Here is a 17,042-nt window from a genome sequence, read left to right on the forward strand (position 1 = left end):
TTCAAAAAAGCGCACGCGCTTCGGTTTATTCTTTCAACTGATCTGGCTCTCGTTGAGGCTGTTGTTCAGCTGATGTCATGCGGCTTTCTAAAGGTCTGTGATAGAGATCCTCCGGCCATTCCTCTAACGTTTTCCCAAGGATACGTCCCGCGAGATCTCGCAAATCGTTTGGTGACACTGCCCCAGCCTGAATAAATGGTGTCAGAACCTTGGCAATCTCTAATGGGTCTCTAAAGTCAGGACCATTTAATAGGAAACGGACATGCCAAATATCAAGATCCGGCAGGAAAAGGGTATTGAGTTTCCCTGTGATGAGATGCCGTTCAGGCTGAAATACCTGTTCTTCTGTTGTTTTCCGCGCCGTATCGGCTGTCGCTTTGTTATAGTCTTGAGACTCACCTGTATAAATAGGCGGCAGTCGAAAAGCAGAGCGGATTTTGTTTCTTGTTTTTTCATCGTATTCTAAAAAGAGTGCATCTTCTTGCAAGATCTCTGCTAAGGATTTGAAGTTCACTTTGACATTTGAAACATCTTCTTCTCCAGTTAACCCTTTTTCCGTCGGGAGACCTTCGACTTCAAGCAATAGAAACTTATGTGCATGATCAGAGCCTTCAATATCGTCCATATAATCTTGAAGCTGCTGATAGGATGACTCAGACAGCATTCCATTTTCGACAATGATGGCACCAGGTACGTGCCGCCCTTGTTTAAAATAAAGGTAGTTCAGTTCTTCTGCCTTGCGTGCCCCATACATATTGACGATGTTGCCAATCCAGCGGGGAATCCCATACGTTCCACTGCCGATTTTAAAATGAATCACTTCTGTTGCACGCAGCGACTCTGGGGTGGTGTCATCGTATTTGCCTGTTTCACAATGTAAAATGCGCGGATCACCATACTCCTTGAAGAAGACTTTCTTTTCATTGATCACCTGCACATATTTACGGAATCGCTTCTTTCGATTCATTGTTTTCAATTCGCCGTTTTCTGTATACCGAAATTCGACGTCGACTGGCTCACTCAGCTTGCAAATGCGGATATGGAGCGCATCTAAATACTCGATTCCTGCCGGCTTTCCCTGGCCATCTCGGAGAACTTCTAAAAAACCATTCCCTGTTTTCTCCCGGTCTTCGATGACATAGCCAAGCACCACATCAGCAGACTCATCATAGTTCATGTATTTCGTAAACTCTTCAAGTCTTGTCCATTCCTTCTCTGCTGCCTTCTTTTTTGCCGGTTTCACGCCTTCTGCATTAAAGTCAAAGGCATATTCTACACCAAAACCAAAGCCTAAAATATTGGTCTTATACGCATCAATACATTGCTGAAGAATGGTTGAATATTCTGCCATACTTTTTAATTCATTAATATTGTAAGGCGGGGGAACAATGTCATCCTTTTCGTAGGAAAATTCATCTGCATACATTTGTTTTGTATGATCAGACATGTTTGCCTTCATAATGGTTGCTTTCAATTGTTTCATTGTATGGACCTCCTCTCTCTGTTTGGACGGACACGCTCCGAGGCAGTCTGTTTCAAATCTGTCACTTCATAATCATCCAGCGCATACCAGATGGCTGATAATGTGTGTGGATCGATTTGAAATTCATCTTCCTCTAGACGTCCATCCTTATCTGCCTTATAGGTTAGTGATTGAAGTTCATAGATGGTATATGGACATGCATCAGAACAAATAATTTTCTTAAACCGTTTGATCTTTTTTGTATACTGTAAACGTGAGCCTTGGAACTTATGTGCCGCCACCATTTGAAAGCCGCGCTGCCGAAAATAGTGAATGGTTTTAGGTTCGGCTGCATCGGCTTTAATCAGTTCTTTTGATTCAATGAACTCTTTCAAGTCAAGGGCTGTTTCATCATCTGTTTTCCCGCGGTCGTAATATTCCCAATAAATATATAAGTACTTTTTTTCATGATCGACAGCTAGCCGAATGAGCGCATTGTATGATTCAACAAATCCAAAATCCATGCCTGCTCGTTTCAGCGGTCTGTCAATCTGCTGAATGGCTTCTAATACATCAGAATGGCTTCTCACCTCAAACTGAGGAAAAACCTTTGTGCCATTGATCCCGAAATATCCCTTCCTCGCAATGCGATAGAGGTCTGGATCATACTCTTTCAGCTCATCCAGCTGCTTCACGTAGCTTTTAGGAAGGAATAGATTATCTTCTGCCGTGGAGTGATGGTAATACGTATCCTTGATAACAACGGTTCGCTTTTTGTATAAGGTTTCATCATCTAAAACAAAACGCTTCAGCTGTTCATCTCGAAAAAAATGTCTATACGTCCAATTATCCTGACCAACAGGATTGGTCGATAACATCATATAAAGCGGTAAGGATGGATGCCTTAGCCTTCCAAGCAGCTCTTTAAATCCTTCATAAGAAACCTCTGAACATTCCTCAATCCAAATGATCGAGATGTTGTTGATTGATTTCAATTTTTCAGGTTTGTCCAGCCCTTTAAATAAGATGCTGCTGCCGTTTCGAAACGTCAGTGCAAGCGGCGAACTTCGGCACTTCACCACATGGTCGATGCCGAGGTCGCTGACGATCTCTTGTAATAAAGAAAAGGTTGATTCGCGGTGCGTATCATACACGTCTCGAATGACAAGTGCTGTCCGCTTTTCTTCCAGCAGCTTTAAGACGAGCTTTAAAGCAATGTGATAGCTTTTAGAGGAGCCATAGCCTCCAACTAAAAATTGAAACTTTTGATTCCAATCGAATAGAAAGTGTTCAAAGTGAGGATTGACTTCTTTTTCAATCAATGGCGTCATGAGTCGTCCTCTTTTCGCTTGATCATGATTTGAAGATCTTCCTCTTTTTCTTCACGCACTGCTTTTTTTGTTTTTTCGATCGTCAGTTCAATTTGTTTCAGCCTTAATCTTCGTTCATCCTTCGCATGTGCGAGCTCTTCAAACTGTTTTATTAAACGCCTGAGTTCACCCATTGCACGGGATTGTGCATTTAGAAACGTCGCATGCCGATCCCATGAAAATTGAAACGAATATTCTTCTGAGGTGATGTCTAGTTCTGGCTGAATGCCTTCTCCTGTTTCTTCTAATGAAGAAGGCATGTATGCCGCCTTTTTCAACTCTTTGATCATGTCCTCTTGATCTGCTACATACATGATTCGCTGCGCCCGAATAATGGCTGCATATTGAATTTGAATTTGATCCCAGATTAAATCAAGCGATGTGCGTCCATCCATTTTCTCCATGATTTCAATCGTTTCATCTGAAAGAAATTGATTGAAGATTGAGTGTGCTTGCTTTGACGAAGTTTTTTGTCTTTGCCATCCGTATCGCCTTTTCCACGATTTGACGGTATGGATCGAGACATTGTAATGATCAGCAATTTGCTGGTACGTCATCCCCTTCATATAATCCTGCTTGGCCTCTATCCGTTTATCTTTCATTTACATTCACCTGCCGCCTCCTTTTAATTCGAATGATTCCCTTTGAAGGAATCATTTGTGTAGGGCTAGCAAACATTCGTTTGGTCTTTCTAACTATAGGTGGCAACTGTAAGACAAGCTTTAGCTGATTTATTTTGGATAGAAAAAACGCCTATTCAGCAGCTCTGAATAGGCGTTCTTGTACTTTTTTGGACATCTTCGTCCGCGCTCTTTCCATATGTTTTTGCACAGTTCCTTTTTTGACATCCAGCATGACCGCAATCTCGCTAAACGATAATCCTTGTGTTGTGTGCATAAAGAATACATCCTTTTCTCGATCTGTTAAAACAGACAAAGCTTCATCAATTCGTTTTTTGTCTCTCTCACTGACTTCTCTTTCTTTCTCTTGAATAAGGGTATATTCATGTGATAAAGCCTCTAACACTTCTGGATTTGCAAGAATGGTTCGCTGATAGACTGAACGTCTGTCTAACCCTCTGCGCGCACCTGGCTCTCTTCCGATTTGTAGCCATTCTACTACGTATTCTAGATCGCTCACCATACTGGCGATCATTTTTTTATCATGCTTGTCTTGAACGGACAGCTGATGTTCTTCTTTTTCTTTAAATGGTTCATATTGTTTTCTAGCATTCTTTAAGGCTCTTTTATATTCAATGAGTAAATCTTGCATATTCGCTCTCTCCCTTTTTTAAGAAAATAAAAAACGGACACCAATCAGGTCCCCTTTTAACAGGGTCTTGATCAGTGTCCGCAGGCTTTCCGTCTTGGACGTATTATGATTTGATGTGTTTAGTCAGTTAGCTGATTTTAAAACCAATCTCGTGATCTACTCTTGCAAAATGACCTTTTGCCGTTTGAATAATGGTTTTTCCATGTTCAGGTACATCCATTTGATAAGCCGTTCCTACATTTCCATCTAACACGATGACTTGAATTTTTCCTTTTTCCATCTCACCGACAAATGTTTGGTTATCTTGAATGAATAGTTGTTTTGGCTCGTTCATATGCTTGTCTCCTTTTTTGGTGATGGCCTCGTGCCACTACCTACCGTATTGATAATGATTTCAACTCTTTCACACATACTATAAAACTGGGAAACTCTTAAATCGACAATCTGCAGAGGGACTTGATCAGCTATAGAATGAAGTGCTTCTTGAATATGCTGTAGACTTGGCTGTAAGATGCTGACGTGTATCGGGCGTATCAACCCTTTTTCTGCGTATGTACGCTTTTTTTGGCAGTCAGCAATGTTAAGCGGCATGTGATCAAATAAACGAATTTCAAGTGATAGTGCGCCTTCTAATTTTTGCGGGCATTGTACTTTTGCAGCTGATCGTATTCTTTTCATCAATGTCTCTTTTGTTAACAAATGTTCATGTTCAATGATTAAATGGATGACCATGTTATGATCTCCCGTCATCCTCTGCCCACTGGCGGATGTCTTGTTCGTTTTTACTCGCTTTGAGCAAGCATTTCAAAAATGTCATGATTTGCTTCCATCGTTTCACGTCGCCCTGATTCCTCCTTTATTGTCATCGACTTAGCTTTCAGGAGGGTCATATATGTCTCTTTCTCTTCTGCTGTGGCAAAAACAAACATCGGTTTCTGTTGAAAAAAGGCGATCCAGCCGCCAGCTTGGTCTAAACAAAGCTGCGCTTCTTTTCTAGCATCAAACATCAGCTGATGTCTCATCTTCTTCAGATCCCTCCAAACTGTCATCAATTTCTGTTTGGTATCCATATCGTTTCATGTCATATGACCAGTAGCTTTTTGGATAACCAAAGTTACTCATCTGTGTCACCATTGGATGTTCAATATTCATTCTGCTCGTCTCTCCTTTTCTAAGAACTGATCTTCTTCTAGATAATTACTCTTATTGTGTAACTTCTGACCAAAAAAAAGCTCTTGAACACCGGTATTTAGCAGATCTGCAATATGCTTTGCTATTTCTAAGCTTGGCTTCGTTCTGCCCATCTCTATATTCGCATAGCCGCTTGTGTACTTATAACCTAATTTTTTCGCCATATAGGTTTGTGTTTTTCCTTGCAATATGCGCTCTTCTCGTAAATTTTCAAGTTTCATCTTTCCACCTCTTACTCAATATGTGTAAGTTATATTCATTATGATAATATACACAAAACGAGTAAGTCAACCATATTTTTATTCTTTTTGTGTATTTATTTATCTTTTCCGTGTAATTCATGATAAAATTTACTCATAACATGAAAAAAGGTGTTTCTGATGGATAATTTGACTGGGAAGATTTTAACTGAATTAAGAGAGAAGCATGGATGGAGCAAGTCAACAGTTGCTAAAAAACTCGGATTAAAGGCGATGTCCACTTATGCAAACTGGGAATATGGCTTGAGAAAGCCCGACGGTGAAATGATTGTGAAAATTGCTGAGTTATATGGGGTCTCAACCGATTATCTTCTCACAGGTAAGGACAAAGGCAGACACGATGACGATCTTGCAGACGATCCTGATTTGCAAATTGCGTTTAAAGCCGCCTCAGATTTTTCCGAAGAAGCACGAAGACAAACCATCGATTTTATTAACTACATTAGAGAGAAAGAGAAGCAAAAAGGCCGTCAGCCAAAACAGCGAGACGACCAGTAATCACTCTTTCATCTGCTTTACGTTGCTGGGATGAACCCAGCTTTTTTTATACCTCTTTTTTCCCTTAAAAAAGAAAGAGCATATGAATAAAAAATCATGTGTTTTTTTAAATATATGTCTTTCCCGACATAATATGTGACAATTTTCACCATAATTACTCTTTTTTCACACATTTCAATTGACATATAATTCTATTAATATTAATATATGTATATACCAAAAAAAGGAGTGTTACCGATGAAAAAATTCATGAAAGTCTGTACATTGTCTTTAGCTGCTTTAGGTGCTCTTACGTTCTCCCAAACTGAAGGTGCTCATGCAGCTGCACAGCCAAAAGAACCAGTCATAGCAAAAGCTCCTATTATGAATAAAGTAATTACAGTGAACCGTACGCTTTCTGTAGGTTCTTCAATCGCCGTCTCTCTTCCAGCAAGCCAAATTTCTGTGTCGGGTGCAACGTATGCGATTCAATTAGATCAAACGGCTCCAAACTTCACTTGGATTCGTGCCGTACAACGCGGTTCAGTAACCGTTTCTTATTATAATTCACAAGGCGAGCTTGTCATTAACTATATTACGGTTCGATAAGCAATCTAGCTTTACATATCTGAAGGCGATGACATGGAGTCATCGCCTTTTGATGTTTAAAGTTGGTTTCATTTGATTCGTGATTGCCAACACCTCTCCATTATGTTAACTTTTAATAAAAATAAGTTAACATAATAAGGGAGGCATTAATGATGAAAGAGCAACTGTCTTTATCTTTGGAAGCGATAGCGGAGAAGGCCATGAAAAATGAACCGATTACGGTGCAAGAGGCTTTAGACATTCTTGAAGCTGACGATAGTGAATTGTTACCTATTATGCATGTAGCCTATCAAGTACGATTTCATTTTTTTCAAAAAAAGGTGAAATTAAATATGATTTTCAACGCAAAAAGTGGATATTGCCCTGAGAACTGTGGATATTGTTCACAGTCGATGATTTCAAAAGCACCGGTTGAAAGATATACAATGCTTGATCAAAAAACCATTGTGGCAGGGGCGCGTGAGGCTCTCAAAAGAAAAGCCGGGACTTATTGTATTGTGGCAAGCGGGAGAGCGCCTTCTCATAGGGAATTAGATGAAGTTACAGCAGCAGTAAAGGAAATCACTGAAACGATGCCTTTGAAGGTGTGTGCCTGTCTTGGGTTATTAAATGAAGACAAAGCGAAGCGGCTGAAGGAAGCGGGTGTTCATCGGTATAATCACAATATCAATACACATCATGAACATCATGCTCACATTACGACAACTCATACATACGATGACCGCGTGTCGACCATTGAGCAGGTCAAACAGTCTGGCATGTCACCTTGCTCAGGGGTCATTATTGGAATGGGTGAAACCAATCAGCAAATCGTTGAAATGGCTTTTGCGCTTAGAGCACTTGATGCGGATTCAATTCCAGTCAACTTTCTTCATGCCATTGAAGGAACACCGCTTGAGCATCAAGAACGGACACATCCGATCAAAGCATTGAAAGTGCTGGCAATGATGAGATTTGTCAATCCAACAAAGGAAATTCGGGTATCTGGAGGTAGAGAGTTTAATTTACGGACACTCCAGCCGCTCGCACTTTATGCGGCAAATTCGATTTTCGTTGGTGATTATTTAACCACAAAAGGCCAGCAAGTCCAAACGGATCATCACATCATTGAAGATTTAGGGTTTGAAATAGAAGAATTTGCGTTATAAAAAAGTCTGCCGATTCACCGGCAGACTTCTAAGATTAGAATCTTTTATGAAAATCGACAGTTCCGCTTCCATCTTCTCGGTCAAAGCTGCCAACAAACGTCCAGTTAATATATCCACCGTCACCATTGTTGACAAACGTACCATCTTCAAATACCCAAATCCCAAACGTAATACCGTCATATTCAACACTATCATAGTAGACAACATTGTTCAGACCGCTAAAGTCGTGATCTTGGCTTAAGTTTTGGACAACTACGTTGTAGTTTTGACCTGCTTCATAGAACGCACTGTATGCCGCGTTTTTTACGAATCCATCACGATTTTGAGATGATTTTACTGCTTGTTCAATTTTATCGGCAATGGCTACTGGATCAATTGAGACACTTCCATCAACACCTGTTGTTGTAGCAGCTTCAGCCGTTTGACCAAAAGTCGTAAGAGATAGAGGGGCAGCAATCATTGACGTGGCGATGACAGAACCAACAAACATTTTACTTGTTTTTCTCATATTTTCTAACTCCTCCTTTAATTGGTATGTTTATGTACTACCCCTTTCTCTGTCTCTTAAACACTAATTTATGAAAAAAATTCTTATTCTACCAATTAAGAGGGTGTTTTTACTGTTTAATTAGGCGAAATAACAAAAAAACTACTCTTTTATAAAGAGTAGTTTACATATTACATGAACAGGATAAATAAAATCACACCTAGGATAATTCGGTATATCGCAAAAGGCACCAGTTTGATTTTATTGATCAGTTTTAGGAAGAATCGAACAACAAAGAGAGCCACAACAAACGCACTCACAAAGCCGACGATAAAGAATGGCAGCATGTCTGTTGTTAAATATTCAGCATTTTTCACAAGGGTTAACAAGCTTGCTCCCGCCATAATTGGCATCGCCATGATAAATGTAAAGTCTGCCGCAGCACGGTGATTCAAACCAAGAATAACCCCGCCTGCGATCGTCGAACCTGAGCGCGAGAAGCCTGGCCATAATGCCAAACATTGAAACAGTCCAATATAAAGCGCCTGTCTGTACGTCATGTTATCGACAGAGCTTGTTTCTGTTTTCCGTTTATTGATCCAGTCAGCGACAAGCATCAGCACTGCCCCTAAAATCAAACCGACAGCGACCGTTCTGACGTCAAATAAGTATTTATCAATATAATCTTCAAATAAAAATCCTAAAATGACGGCTGGAACAAGTCCAACAGCAATTTGGGCGATGGTCAGCTTATGCCCGCTGCGCTTTTGTTCTTCGGTGATATTTTTCTTTAAGCCCAATAAGTTTAAAATACGATCTTTAAACACGATCATGACAGCTAAAATAGAGCCTAACTGAATCACGACTTTAAATGTGTTAGCCGCTTCTGGCGTAATAATTTCCTTTGATTTTAACCAAAGATTATCGACAATGATCATGTGACCTGTAGATGAAACAGGTGCGTACTCTGTTAATCCTTCGACAATTCCTAAAACCAGTGCCACGAATAAATCCCATAGATTCATGATTTTCTTTCCTTTCAATTCTGATCTTTTGAACACGCCAAACAGCTATGTCCACATAAAGACAAGCTTCCTTTATCGAAAGCTCGTCTTTATGATACTATATTTTTTTCAAAAAAAGATTATGACATCAAACCTTTTCTTCTTTATACAAATTGGACCGCATTTTAAACCAATCAAACAAGTGGGTTGTGATAACCTTCAGAACGGCATACGTCGGAATAGCGACAATGATGCCGATGACGCTGAACAATTTACCAGCTGTTAATAGAACAAAAATAATCGTAATTGGGTGAATATGAAGGTTTTTCCCCATCACCTGAGGCGAAATAAATTTACCTTCAATGAGCTGAACAACTGTCCAGACAATAATGAGTTTTAAAAGCATCACTGGTGACGTCACAAGTGCAATCACAATCGCTGGTGTAATCGCAATTGTTGGACCAAGGTAAGGTACTACGCTTGTACATGCCGCAATGATAGCAAGCAGCAACGCATAGTCAAGTCCAATGATCATATAACCGATTAACAGAAGAACACCGATACAGAAGCTGACAATAATCTGTCCGCGAATATACGAGCTCAGCCGGTGGTTCATTTCGTGAAGCACGATATGTGTATGTTCTCTCATTTTATTTGGAATGAATTTCAAGAAATAGTCAGGCAGCTTTTTGCCGTCTTTTAATAGATAAAACAGAATGAACGGCACCGTCACGATCGAGATGATAACTTCTGTGAGCGCCCCTAAGAATGTTCCTACACCGGTAAAGGTACTTTCCAAAATCTTCGTCGCTTGACTAGATGCTTTACTTACCAATTCAGACACGTTAAAGTTCATCGTTTTTTGCACTTGATTAATAAAGTTACTTCCTGTTAATTGTCTAATTTGTTCTTCTACTGTATCGACGTATTTCGGAAGATTATGAAATAGACTCATGGTTTGAGCTTGTAAAAAAGGAATAATAGACACGATGGTCACTGTAATAATCCCAATAATGACAATATATAAAAGCAAAATGGAATAGATCCGCTTGATTCTTGCTTTCTCTAACAAGTTGACAATTGGATTTAATAAATAATACACAACCCCCGTTAAAATAATCGGTAAGGCAATGGTTTTGACGAGTACAATGAGCGGTGTGAAAATAAATGATGTTTTCATGAAAACAAGGATATTCAATCCGATTAATAGCAGGACGAGTAAAAAGAGAACAAACTTGTTATCAAGAAAAAATTTTCTAAATCGACTGCTCCACATTTGCATAGAATTCATATCGTTCCTCCAAACACGGGCTATTTTATGAGTAAATTGTACACTACTTGATCATGATATGGTGATCATTGTTTCAGCTTTTTTTCCCATTTTGCAATAGACATCGCCCATACAATGAGAATCGGCTGTCCAATAAGTCTTATCCATAGCAAAGCTTGTTCTGTATTTTCTTGACCTGGAAATGGTATTCCCTCACGTGCAGCAAATAAGTTTGCCGGGAAAATGAGTACAAGATAGACAGCAATGAATTTTGCCGCTGCAAGCCTGGAATTCGGCAAAAGCAGCAGCACGGCCAGCAGCCATTCAAGACATGCAGTCACATAGACCATTACATATGGAAATGGCCAGCCTGGCATCATGCGAGCAAAGCCGCCCGGCTCTATTACATGAAAAATACCAGCAACTATGAATAAAAGCGCAAAGGTGTATGTACTTCCTATATGCAGGACGCGCTTCATGTTTCCTCCTCTCCCTTCTATCCTGAGTATTACCCGAAGAAGGAAGAAACTACCCACTTTTCGTACATTTATATCCTTTATGTAAGACGCATCAGCCTATATAAAGGTTTCATCCGCTTTTCAATAAAAAGAATATTCTTTCATACAAACGCTTTCAAAGCATGTATAATCAGAGGAAAGCAGAAGGAGGGAATCACATGATTCGATTTGCTGTCATCGGAACGAACTGGATTACAGATCGGTTCTTACAAGCTGGTGAAGGAATCGCTGACTTTACATGTACAGCCGTCTATTCACGGTCCGCTGAAAAAGGACAGGCCTTTGCCGAAAAATACGGGATTGAGACGGTTTTTACGAACTTACAACAAATGGCGGAAAGTGATACGTTCGATGCCGTGTATATTGCGAGTCCAAATGCCCTTCATAAAGAGCAAGCCATGTTAATGATGGAGCATCAAAAGCATGTTTTATGCGAAAAACCATTCGCCTCTCATCGAAAAGAAGTGGAAGAAATGATTGCCGCAGCGAAAAAACATCAAGTGTGTTTAATGGAAGCGATGAAAACGACATTTCTGCCAAACTTTCTGCAAATCAAACAGCATCTTGATCAGCTTGGACCTATCAGGCAAGTGGTCGCGCATTACTGTAAATATTCCTCAAGATACGATGCCTATCGAAACGGCGAGCTTCCAAATGCCTTTAAGCCGGAGTTATCCAATGGTTCGTTAATGGATATCGGGGTGTACCTCGTTTACCCAGTCATATCCTTATTTGGTCTGCCGAATCAAATCACCGCGAGAGGCTATAAGCTTTCTTCTGGTGTGGATGGGAATGGTTCAGTCCTTTTACGGTATGACGGGCATCAAGCACTTCTTTTTCATTCTAAAATTTCAACGTCTCATTTATCGGCTGAAATTCAAGGCGAGGATGCCTCGATGGTGATTGATCAATTCCACCGGCCTTCACGAATCACGATACATGACCGTGACGGACATCAAACTGACATCTCGCTCAAAGATGATCAGCCAGCTATGTCTTATGAAATCAATCATTTTATTGAGTGTATTCAGCAGGGAATGGGGCAGTCCCCGGTCAATACATTTGCGTTATCTGTTCAAACCATGTCCGTCATGGACGAAGCAAGAAGACAAATGGGCGTGATGTATCCTGCCGACAGACAAAATGTATAGGGCATAAAATGATGAACAAAGGGCGAATTATTTTTTGGTTCGCCCTTTGTTTTTTAAGTTTCGTGTCAGTCGCTTATTTTGCCGCTAACACATCCGCAAATGCTTTTACATACGGCGGAAGGTCCGGCGGACGTCTGCTGGAGATGAGGTGGCCATCTGTGACGACCGCCTCATCAAACCAGTCCGCACCGGCATTTGTCATATCATCTTTAATACCAGGTGTACTTGTCACTTGTCTGCCTTTCAGGATTCCTGCTGAAATCAGCACCCAGCCGGCATGGCAAATCTGCCCGATTGGTTTTGCCTTCGCATCAAATGTACGGACGATGTCTAATACTTCTGGATAGCGGCGCAGTTTATCAGGCGCCCATCCGCCAGGGACAAGCACAGCATCATAATCATCAGCTTGAATGGAATAAAAATCTGCATCAGATACTGCCGGCACACCATACTTCCCGATGTACTCATGATTTGCTTTTTCACCTACAAGATGGACAGTCGCCCCTTCTTCTCTTAAACGCAGAACTGGATACCACAGCTCTAAATCTTCAAAATCATCACTGACAAACGCAATGACCTTCTTATCTGATAAACGCATTCTATCTCTCCTCTTCTTTCGATTTCCTCTATTGTACGAGATGTCCTCTTAAAAAGAAAAGCGGTTCCCCTCGAGGAGAACCACTTGACCTTATTCGCTGATCTTGAATTTTTTAATTAAATCGCGTAATTCTTCCGCCATTTGGGAAAGAGTCGTGGATGAAGAACTAATCTCCTCCATCGAAGCAAGCTGTTCTTCTGCTGAAGCTGCGATATCTTGGATGCTTGCTGAACTCTCTCTTGATACATCTGCAATTTCATTCACTGCTTTAGAAATTTGCTCAGAACCTTTCGACAGCTCGCGCACTGTTGTATTCATTTCATTCATTCTTGCTGCAATTTCCGCTGTTTGCTCATTTATTTGTGAGAAGCTTTCTTTCGTTTGATCTGTAATAGTAAGACCGTTCTTTACTTCTTCATTCACTGCTTTGAACATATTTTGAGATGTTTCAATTTCAGAGACGATTTCATTCACAAGCTTTTCAATCTCTTTTGCTGAATCTGATGATTGAACCGCTAGTTTACGCACTTCTTCCGCAACAACAGAGAAGCCTCTGCCTGACTCGCCTGCGCGTGCTGCTTCAATAGCGGCATTTAGTGCAAGTAAATTCGTTTGATCCGCTATGCCGTTAATCACGCCTAGGATGTTTGTGATATCTTTTGATTTATGCTCTAGTCCGTTAATCACGCCTTCAGCTTCTTTCACTGAATGGTCAATCGTCTTCATTTGGCCGACAGTTTGCTCCACAAGCTGGCCGCCTGTTTCTGCGACAGTTTTTGATTGAACAGATGAAGCTGTGATGACATCAGACGTTTCGGCAACTTCGTTCAGTCCTTCATTCATTTGTTTTAAATGAACTGCGCTTTGCTCCACCATTTCGCTTTGATTTTCATTGCCGTTTGAGAATGTTTCAATAGACGATGTAATATGTTCGGTTGCTTTTGTTGTTTGACCTGCACTTGCCGTCAGTTCTTCAGATGATGAAGCGACATTCTCAACAGATGTTTGTACAGCTTGAATGACATCTCTTAGAGACTCACTCATTTCATTAAAGCTTGTGCCAAGCTGTCCAATTTCATCTTTTGAGCGGACATCAATTTTTTCTGTCAAATCTCCCTGACTGATCTTCTTCGAAGAAGAGACAAGAGTGGAAAGTGGTTTTGTAATGGAACGGATGATAAAGAAGATCAGAATCCCGCCAATGATAAGCGCGCCGGCTAAAATGATGGCGGCCATATTAAAAACTGGCTGTGCAGCTTCTTCTACTTCACTGACAAACATCGTCCCGACAATCTTCCAGCCAGTCGCCTTGTTTGTCGTGAACTCCATTTGCTTTTCTTTCCCTTCAAACATATAACTCATAGATCCGTTATCTTGTGAGTACATTTTTTCTAACCATTCACCAGATAATTTCGTTCCTGCTTTTTTCTTTGGATGTGCCACATATGTGCGGTCCGGACTTCCAATAAAGGCATAGCCTTGTTTCCCAATGTTAATGCTATTGGACTCTTTTACTAGATTCGCAATGTCTAGGTTCATCGCGATGACGCCTGATCCATCCTCTAGTTTTTTAGAAATCGTCACCACCAGCGTACCGGTTGATGCCGTTGCATATGGAGCTGATATAGACAGCTCGCCGTTTTTCGCCCAGCCGTCTTTATACCAATCCCGCTCAGTTGCGACATAATCGGCAGGCATTTTTTGATTAGGATATCTTGAAAACACTTTGCCGTCACTTGAAGCGACAAAAATACCTTCTGTATCATCATTCATACTCATGAACTGCTCAAAGCGTCCTTGAATATCGGTCGTGCCTTTTTGCTTGAGCTTTTTCTCCGTGATCCATTTGCTAAAGAAATCGGCTGCGTCTGTTTTCACTTTTACAACCTTCGTAATATTTTTATCTAGCTGCTCTACATTTTCCTTTGCGCTTTGCATAATTTGATCATTTAAGGAGGTGCTTGCCGTATGATATGAAGAGAATGCCAATACGATGATTGGGCATAAAAGAATAAATAAGAAAGAGAATACGAGCTTTTTTGATATAGATGGCTTTCTGAAATACTGTATGAATTTCATAAAAAAGAAAACTCCTTTTAGTAAGATAGTATATATATCGGAAGTACTACTAGGTTCTTTACTTTTTTAACTTATTAAAGTCTAAATAAGTCCAAATTACCCAATTTATATGCATTGAATGGAAAAACACCTGACGTTTTGGCGTCAGGTGTTTCGCTACTCTCTTACATTTTAAATTGTTTAATGAGCTCTCTTAGTTCTTCTGCCATCTGAGATAAAGTGGCAGAGGAAGAACTGATCTCTTCCATAGATGCAAGTTGTTCTTCTGCTGAAGCTGCGATATCTTGGAAGCCTGCTGAGCTTTCTCTTGAGAGCTCTTTGATTTGATTCACCGCATGAGAAATATCATTTGAGCCATGCGATAGCTCTTTGGCTGATCCGTTCATTTGTTTCATTTGTTCTGTCATTTCTGATGTTTTATCAGTGATTTTCTCAAAACTCACTTTTGTTTCATCTGTAATGTTTAATCCAGACTGTACTTCACCTGCTACTTGTTTAAACATTTTCTGCGATTTTTCTATTTCCTCCACAATTTCGTTCGTCAGGCTTTCAATTTCTTTTGAAGAGCTTCCTGACTTCTCTGCCAGCTTGCGGACTTCTTCTGCGACAACAGAGAAACCTCTGCCTGCTTCACCTGCTCGTGCAGCTTCGATCGCAGCATTTAAAGCAAGGAGATTCGTTTGATCCGCAATACCGTTGATGACCCCCAGAATATTTGTAATATCCTTTGATTTCTGCTCTAAACCTGCAATGACAAGCTCTGCTTCTTTTACTGCCTGCTCAATAGTTTGCATTTGACCTGCTGTTTTTTGAACGAGTTCTCCTCCAGCCTGAGCGGTTTTGCTCGATTCGATCGATGATTCCATCATATGAGAGGTCGTGTCGACCATATGCGATAGGCTGCGATCCATTTCGTTTAACTGAACTGAGCTTTTTTCGATCATATCATTTTGATGTTCAGTGCTGTTTGAGAACTGTTCAATAGAGGATGTGATATGCTCGGTCGCTTGAGCTGTCTGTCCTGCACTTGCCGTTAATTCTTCAGACGAAGCAGCCACATTTTCAATCGAATTTTGAACAGCTTGAATGACTTGTTTCAGCTTTGCTGACATGTCGTTAAAGCTTTGCGCAAGTTTACCTATTTCATCGTGCGTACGAACTTCAATATGCTGGGTCAAATCACCTTGACTGATTTTCTCAGCCGATTCAGAGAGCTCTATCAGTGGCTTTCGAATCGATTTAATAATAAAATAAACCGCGATTCCGCCAATGACAATCGCAGCCGCAAGGATGATCATTGTTAAGTCGAGCACTGGCTGAGCGGCTTTTTTTACTTCATTCACATACATCGTTCCAGCAAGCTTCCAGCCTGTTGCTTCATTTGTGTCAAAAAACATTTGCTTCGGCTGGCCATTGTATTCATATTCAAAGCTGCCTTGTTTTTTATCATACAATTTCGAGATAAAGTCACCTGTCAGCTTTGTCCCAGCCTTATCGGTTTTATGGGCAACATAACGCTGATCTGAGGTGGCGATAAACGCATAGCCTTCTTGGCCAATTTTGATACTGTTTGTATCTTTTACAACCGTATTTAATCGTACATTTACCCCGATCACACCAGATCCATCTGCTAATTGCTCTGATATTGTGATGAGCAGGTCATCTGATGACTTGTCGGCAAAAGGATCTGAAATGATGAGCTTCTTCTCTCCCATCGATTGCTGAAACCATGGTTCATTTTTTGCGCTCTTTGCATTATCTTTGTGTATCTCGGAATATTCAGTTAGTTTACCATTTTGATCTGCAACAAATACTTCTACTACATCGTCATCTGTTTCCGATAATTGCTCTAATTTCACTTTGAGTAAATCTTTGTTTTTAGCAGCCAATTCACTCTTTTTGACCGATTTGGATAAGTATGAAACAATGTCAATTTTAGGCTGTATATCTTTATTAATGAGTTCATTTAATTGTTGAACACCATTTGCAGCGCTAGACATAATCTCATCATTGAGAGACTTTGATGCCACTTCATAAGAAAATGCGGCCAATACGAGAATTGGCACTAGGAGAATCGCTAAAAATGCAGTAATTAATTTCTTCGACATCGTAAAGTGCTTAAAAAAGTTGATTTTTTTCATAACTC

General features: G+C 40.4%; 20 protein-coding genes and 1 pseudogene. 4 read left to right on the top strand and 17 right to left on the bottom strand.

Annotation, left to right across the window (positions count from 1 at the left end):
- Positions 1-25: 25 nt before the first annotated feature.
- From AOQ70_RS08995 to AOQ70_RS09030, 9 genes are all read right to left on the bottom strand, one after another.
- The gene (locus AOQ70_RS08995; protein ID WP_058838049.1) at positions 26-1,483 is read right to left on the bottom strand and encodes a phage portal protein; all 1,458 of its coding nucleotides are present in this window, start codon (positions 1,481-1,483) and stop codon (positions 26-28) included.
- Entirely contained in the window at positions 1,480-2,781 is a 1,302-nt protein-coding gene (locus AOQ70_RS09000; RefSeq protein WP_180272438.1) for a PBSX family phage terminase large subunit, read from the bottom strand. Before AOQ70_RS09000 ends, AOQ70_RS08995 begins: the two co-directional genes overlap by 4 nt.
- Positions 2,782-2,789: 8 nt before the next feature.
- On the bottom strand, positions 2,790-3,434 hold the full coding sequence (terS, locus tag AOQ70_RS09005; protein WP_024423266.1) for a phage terminase small subunit: 645 nt from the start codon (positions 3,432-3,434) through the stop codon (positions 2,790-2,792).
- A gap of 151 nt (positions 3,435-3,585) precedes the next feature.
- Positions 3,586-4,104, bottom strand: coding sequence for a sigma-70 family RNA polymerase sigma factor (locus AOQ70_RS09010; RefSeq protein WP_039181011.1), 519 nt, complete (start codon positions 4,102-4,104; stop codon positions 3,586-3,588).
- Between the two features lie 127 nt (positions 4,105-4,231).
- A complete protein-coding gene (locus AOQ70_RS09015) occupies positions 4,232-4,384 on the bottom strand; it encodes an XtrA/YqaO family protein (protein WP_371412189.1) in 153 nt (50 codons plus the stop codon).
- 50 nt (positions 4,385-4,434) lie between these two features.
- Positions 4,435-4,836: a hypothetical protein gene (locus AOQ70_RS09020; protein ID WP_059375845.1), complete on the bottom strand. Its 402-nt coding sequence runs from the start codon at positions 4,834-4,836 to the stop codon at positions 4,435-4,437.
- 50 nt (positions 4,837-4,886) lie between these two features.
- Positions 4,887-5,126 (bottom strand): hypothetical protein, encoded by a 240-nt coding sequence (locus AOQ70_RS09025; RefSeq protein ID WP_099663602.1) that lies wholly within the window; start codon positions 5,124-5,126, stop codon positions 4,887-4,889.
- Entirely contained in the window at positions 5,104-5,256 is a 153-nt protein-coding gene (locus tag AOQ70_RS19715; protein WP_180272436.1) for a hypothetical protein, read from the bottom strand. Before AOQ70_RS19715 ends, AOQ70_RS09025 begins: the two co-directional genes overlap by 23 nt.
- Positions 5,253-5,516 (bottom strand): helix-turn-helix transcriptional regulator, encoded by a 264-nt coding sequence (locus AOQ70_RS09030; protein ID WP_059375848.1) that lies wholly within the window; start codon positions 5,514-5,516, stop codon positions 5,253-5,255. The genes AOQ70_RS19715 and AOQ70_RS09030 overlap by 4 nt, the downstream gene beginning before the upstream one ends.
- A gap of 159 nt (positions 5,517-5,675) precedes the next feature.
- Between AOQ70_RS09030 and AOQ70_RS09035 the strand changes: the two genes are divergently transcribed.
- From AOQ70_RS09035 to bioB, 3 genes are all read left to right on the top strand, one after another.
- Complete coding sequence (locus tag AOQ70_RS09035) at positions 5,676-6,053, top strand: helix-turn-helix domain-containing protein (RefSeq protein WP_059375849.1); 378 nt, start codon at positions 5,676-5,678, stop codon at positions 6,051-6,053.
- 237 nt (positions 6,054-6,290) lie between these two features.
- Entirely contained in the window at positions 6,291-6,641 is a 351-nt protein-coding gene (locus AOQ70_RS09040) for a hypothetical protein (protein ID WP_039181025.1), read from the top strand.
- A 152-nt stretch (positions 6,642-6,793) separates the two neighbouring features.
- Positions 6,794-7,789: a biotin synthase BioB gene (bioB, locus tag AOQ70_RS09045; RefSeq protein WP_059375851.1), complete on the top strand. Its 996-nt coding sequence runs from the start codon at positions 6,794-6,796 to the stop codon at positions 7,787-7,789.
- Between the two features lie 34 nt (positions 7,790-7,823).
- Here the strand turns inward: bioB and AOQ70_RS09050 are convergent, their stop codons facing one another.
- The 4 genes from AOQ70_RS09050 to AOQ70_RS09065 form a co-directional block, all read right to left on the bottom strand.
- Positions 7,824-8,297 carry a hypothetical protein gene (locus AOQ70_RS09050; protein ID WP_024423274.1) on the bottom strand — a complete coding sequence of 158 codons (474 nt, stop codon included), beginning with the start codon at positions 8,295-8,297 and terminating at the stop codon, positions 7,824-7,826.
- Between the two features lie 170 nt (positions 8,298-8,467).
- A complete protein-coding gene (locus tag AOQ70_RS09055) occupies positions 8,468-9,301 on the bottom strand; it encodes an undecaprenyl-diphosphate phosphatase (RefSeq protein WP_059375903.1) in 834 nt (277 codons plus the stop codon).
- A gap of 127 nt (positions 9,302-9,428) precedes the next feature.
- Positions 9,429-10,571 carry an AI-2E family transporter gene (locus tag AOQ70_RS09060; protein ID WP_058838056.1) on the bottom strand — a complete coding sequence of 381 codons (1,143 nt, stop codon included), beginning with the start codon at positions 10,569-10,571 and terminating at the stop codon, positions 9,429-9,431.
- A gap of 65 nt (positions 10,572-10,636) precedes the next feature.
- Positions 10,637-11,029, bottom strand: coding sequence for a DoxX family protein (locus tag AOQ70_RS09065; RefSeq protein WP_058838057.1), 393 nt, complete (start codon positions 11,027-11,029; stop codon positions 10,637-10,639).
- 197 nt (positions 11,030-11,226) lie between these two features.
- On the opposite strand from AOQ70_RS09065, the gene AOQ70_RS09070 reads away from it, so the two are divergent.
- Complete coding sequence (locus AOQ70_RS09070) at positions 11,227-12,219, top strand: Gfo/Idh/MocA family protein (protein WP_058838058.1); 993 nt, start codon at positions 11,227-11,229, stop codon at positions 12,217-12,219.
- A 73-nt stretch (positions 12,220-12,292) separates the two neighbouring features.
- Here the strand turns inward: AOQ70_RS09070 and AOQ70_RS09075 are convergent, their stop codons facing one another.
- The 4 genes and pseudogenes from AOQ70_RS09075 to AOQ70_RS20190 all read right to left on the bottom strand — a co-directional run.
- Positions 12,293-12,817 (bottom strand): type 1 glutamine amidotransferase domain-containing protein, encoded by a 525-nt coding sequence (locus tag AOQ70_RS09075; protein WP_024423278.1) that lies wholly within the window; start codon positions 12,815-12,817, stop codon positions 12,293-12,295.
- A gap of 90 nt (positions 12,818-12,907) precedes the next feature.
- Positions 12,908-14,896 (bottom strand): methyl-accepting chemotaxis protein TlpB, encoded by a 1,989-nt coding sequence (tlpB, locus tag AOQ70_RS09080; RefSeq protein WP_059375854.1) that lies wholly within the window; start codon positions 14,894-14,896, stop codon positions 12,908-12,910.
- A gap of 164 nt (positions 14,897-15,060) precedes the next feature.
- Positions 15,061-16,008 (bottom strand): methyl-accepting chemotaxis protein, encoded by a 948-nt coding sequence (locus AOQ70_RS20185; RefSeq protein WP_442854378.1) that lies wholly within the window; start codon positions 16,006-16,008, stop codon positions 15,061-15,063.
- A pseudogene (locus AOQ70_RS20190) lies at positions 16,000-17,037 on the bottom strand (HAMP domain-containing protein); the annotation flags it as partial. The gene AOQ70_RS20185 and the pseudogene AOQ70_RS20190, both read right to left, overlap by 9 nt.
- Between the last annotated feature and the right edge of the window lie 5 nt (positions 17,038-17,042).

This window comes from Bacillus sp. AM 13(2015) (genome assembly GCF_001518755.1).
In the GTDB taxonomy this organism is placed as follows: Bacteria; Bacillota; Bacilli; order Bacillales; family Bacillaceae; genus Bacillus; species Bacillus safensis.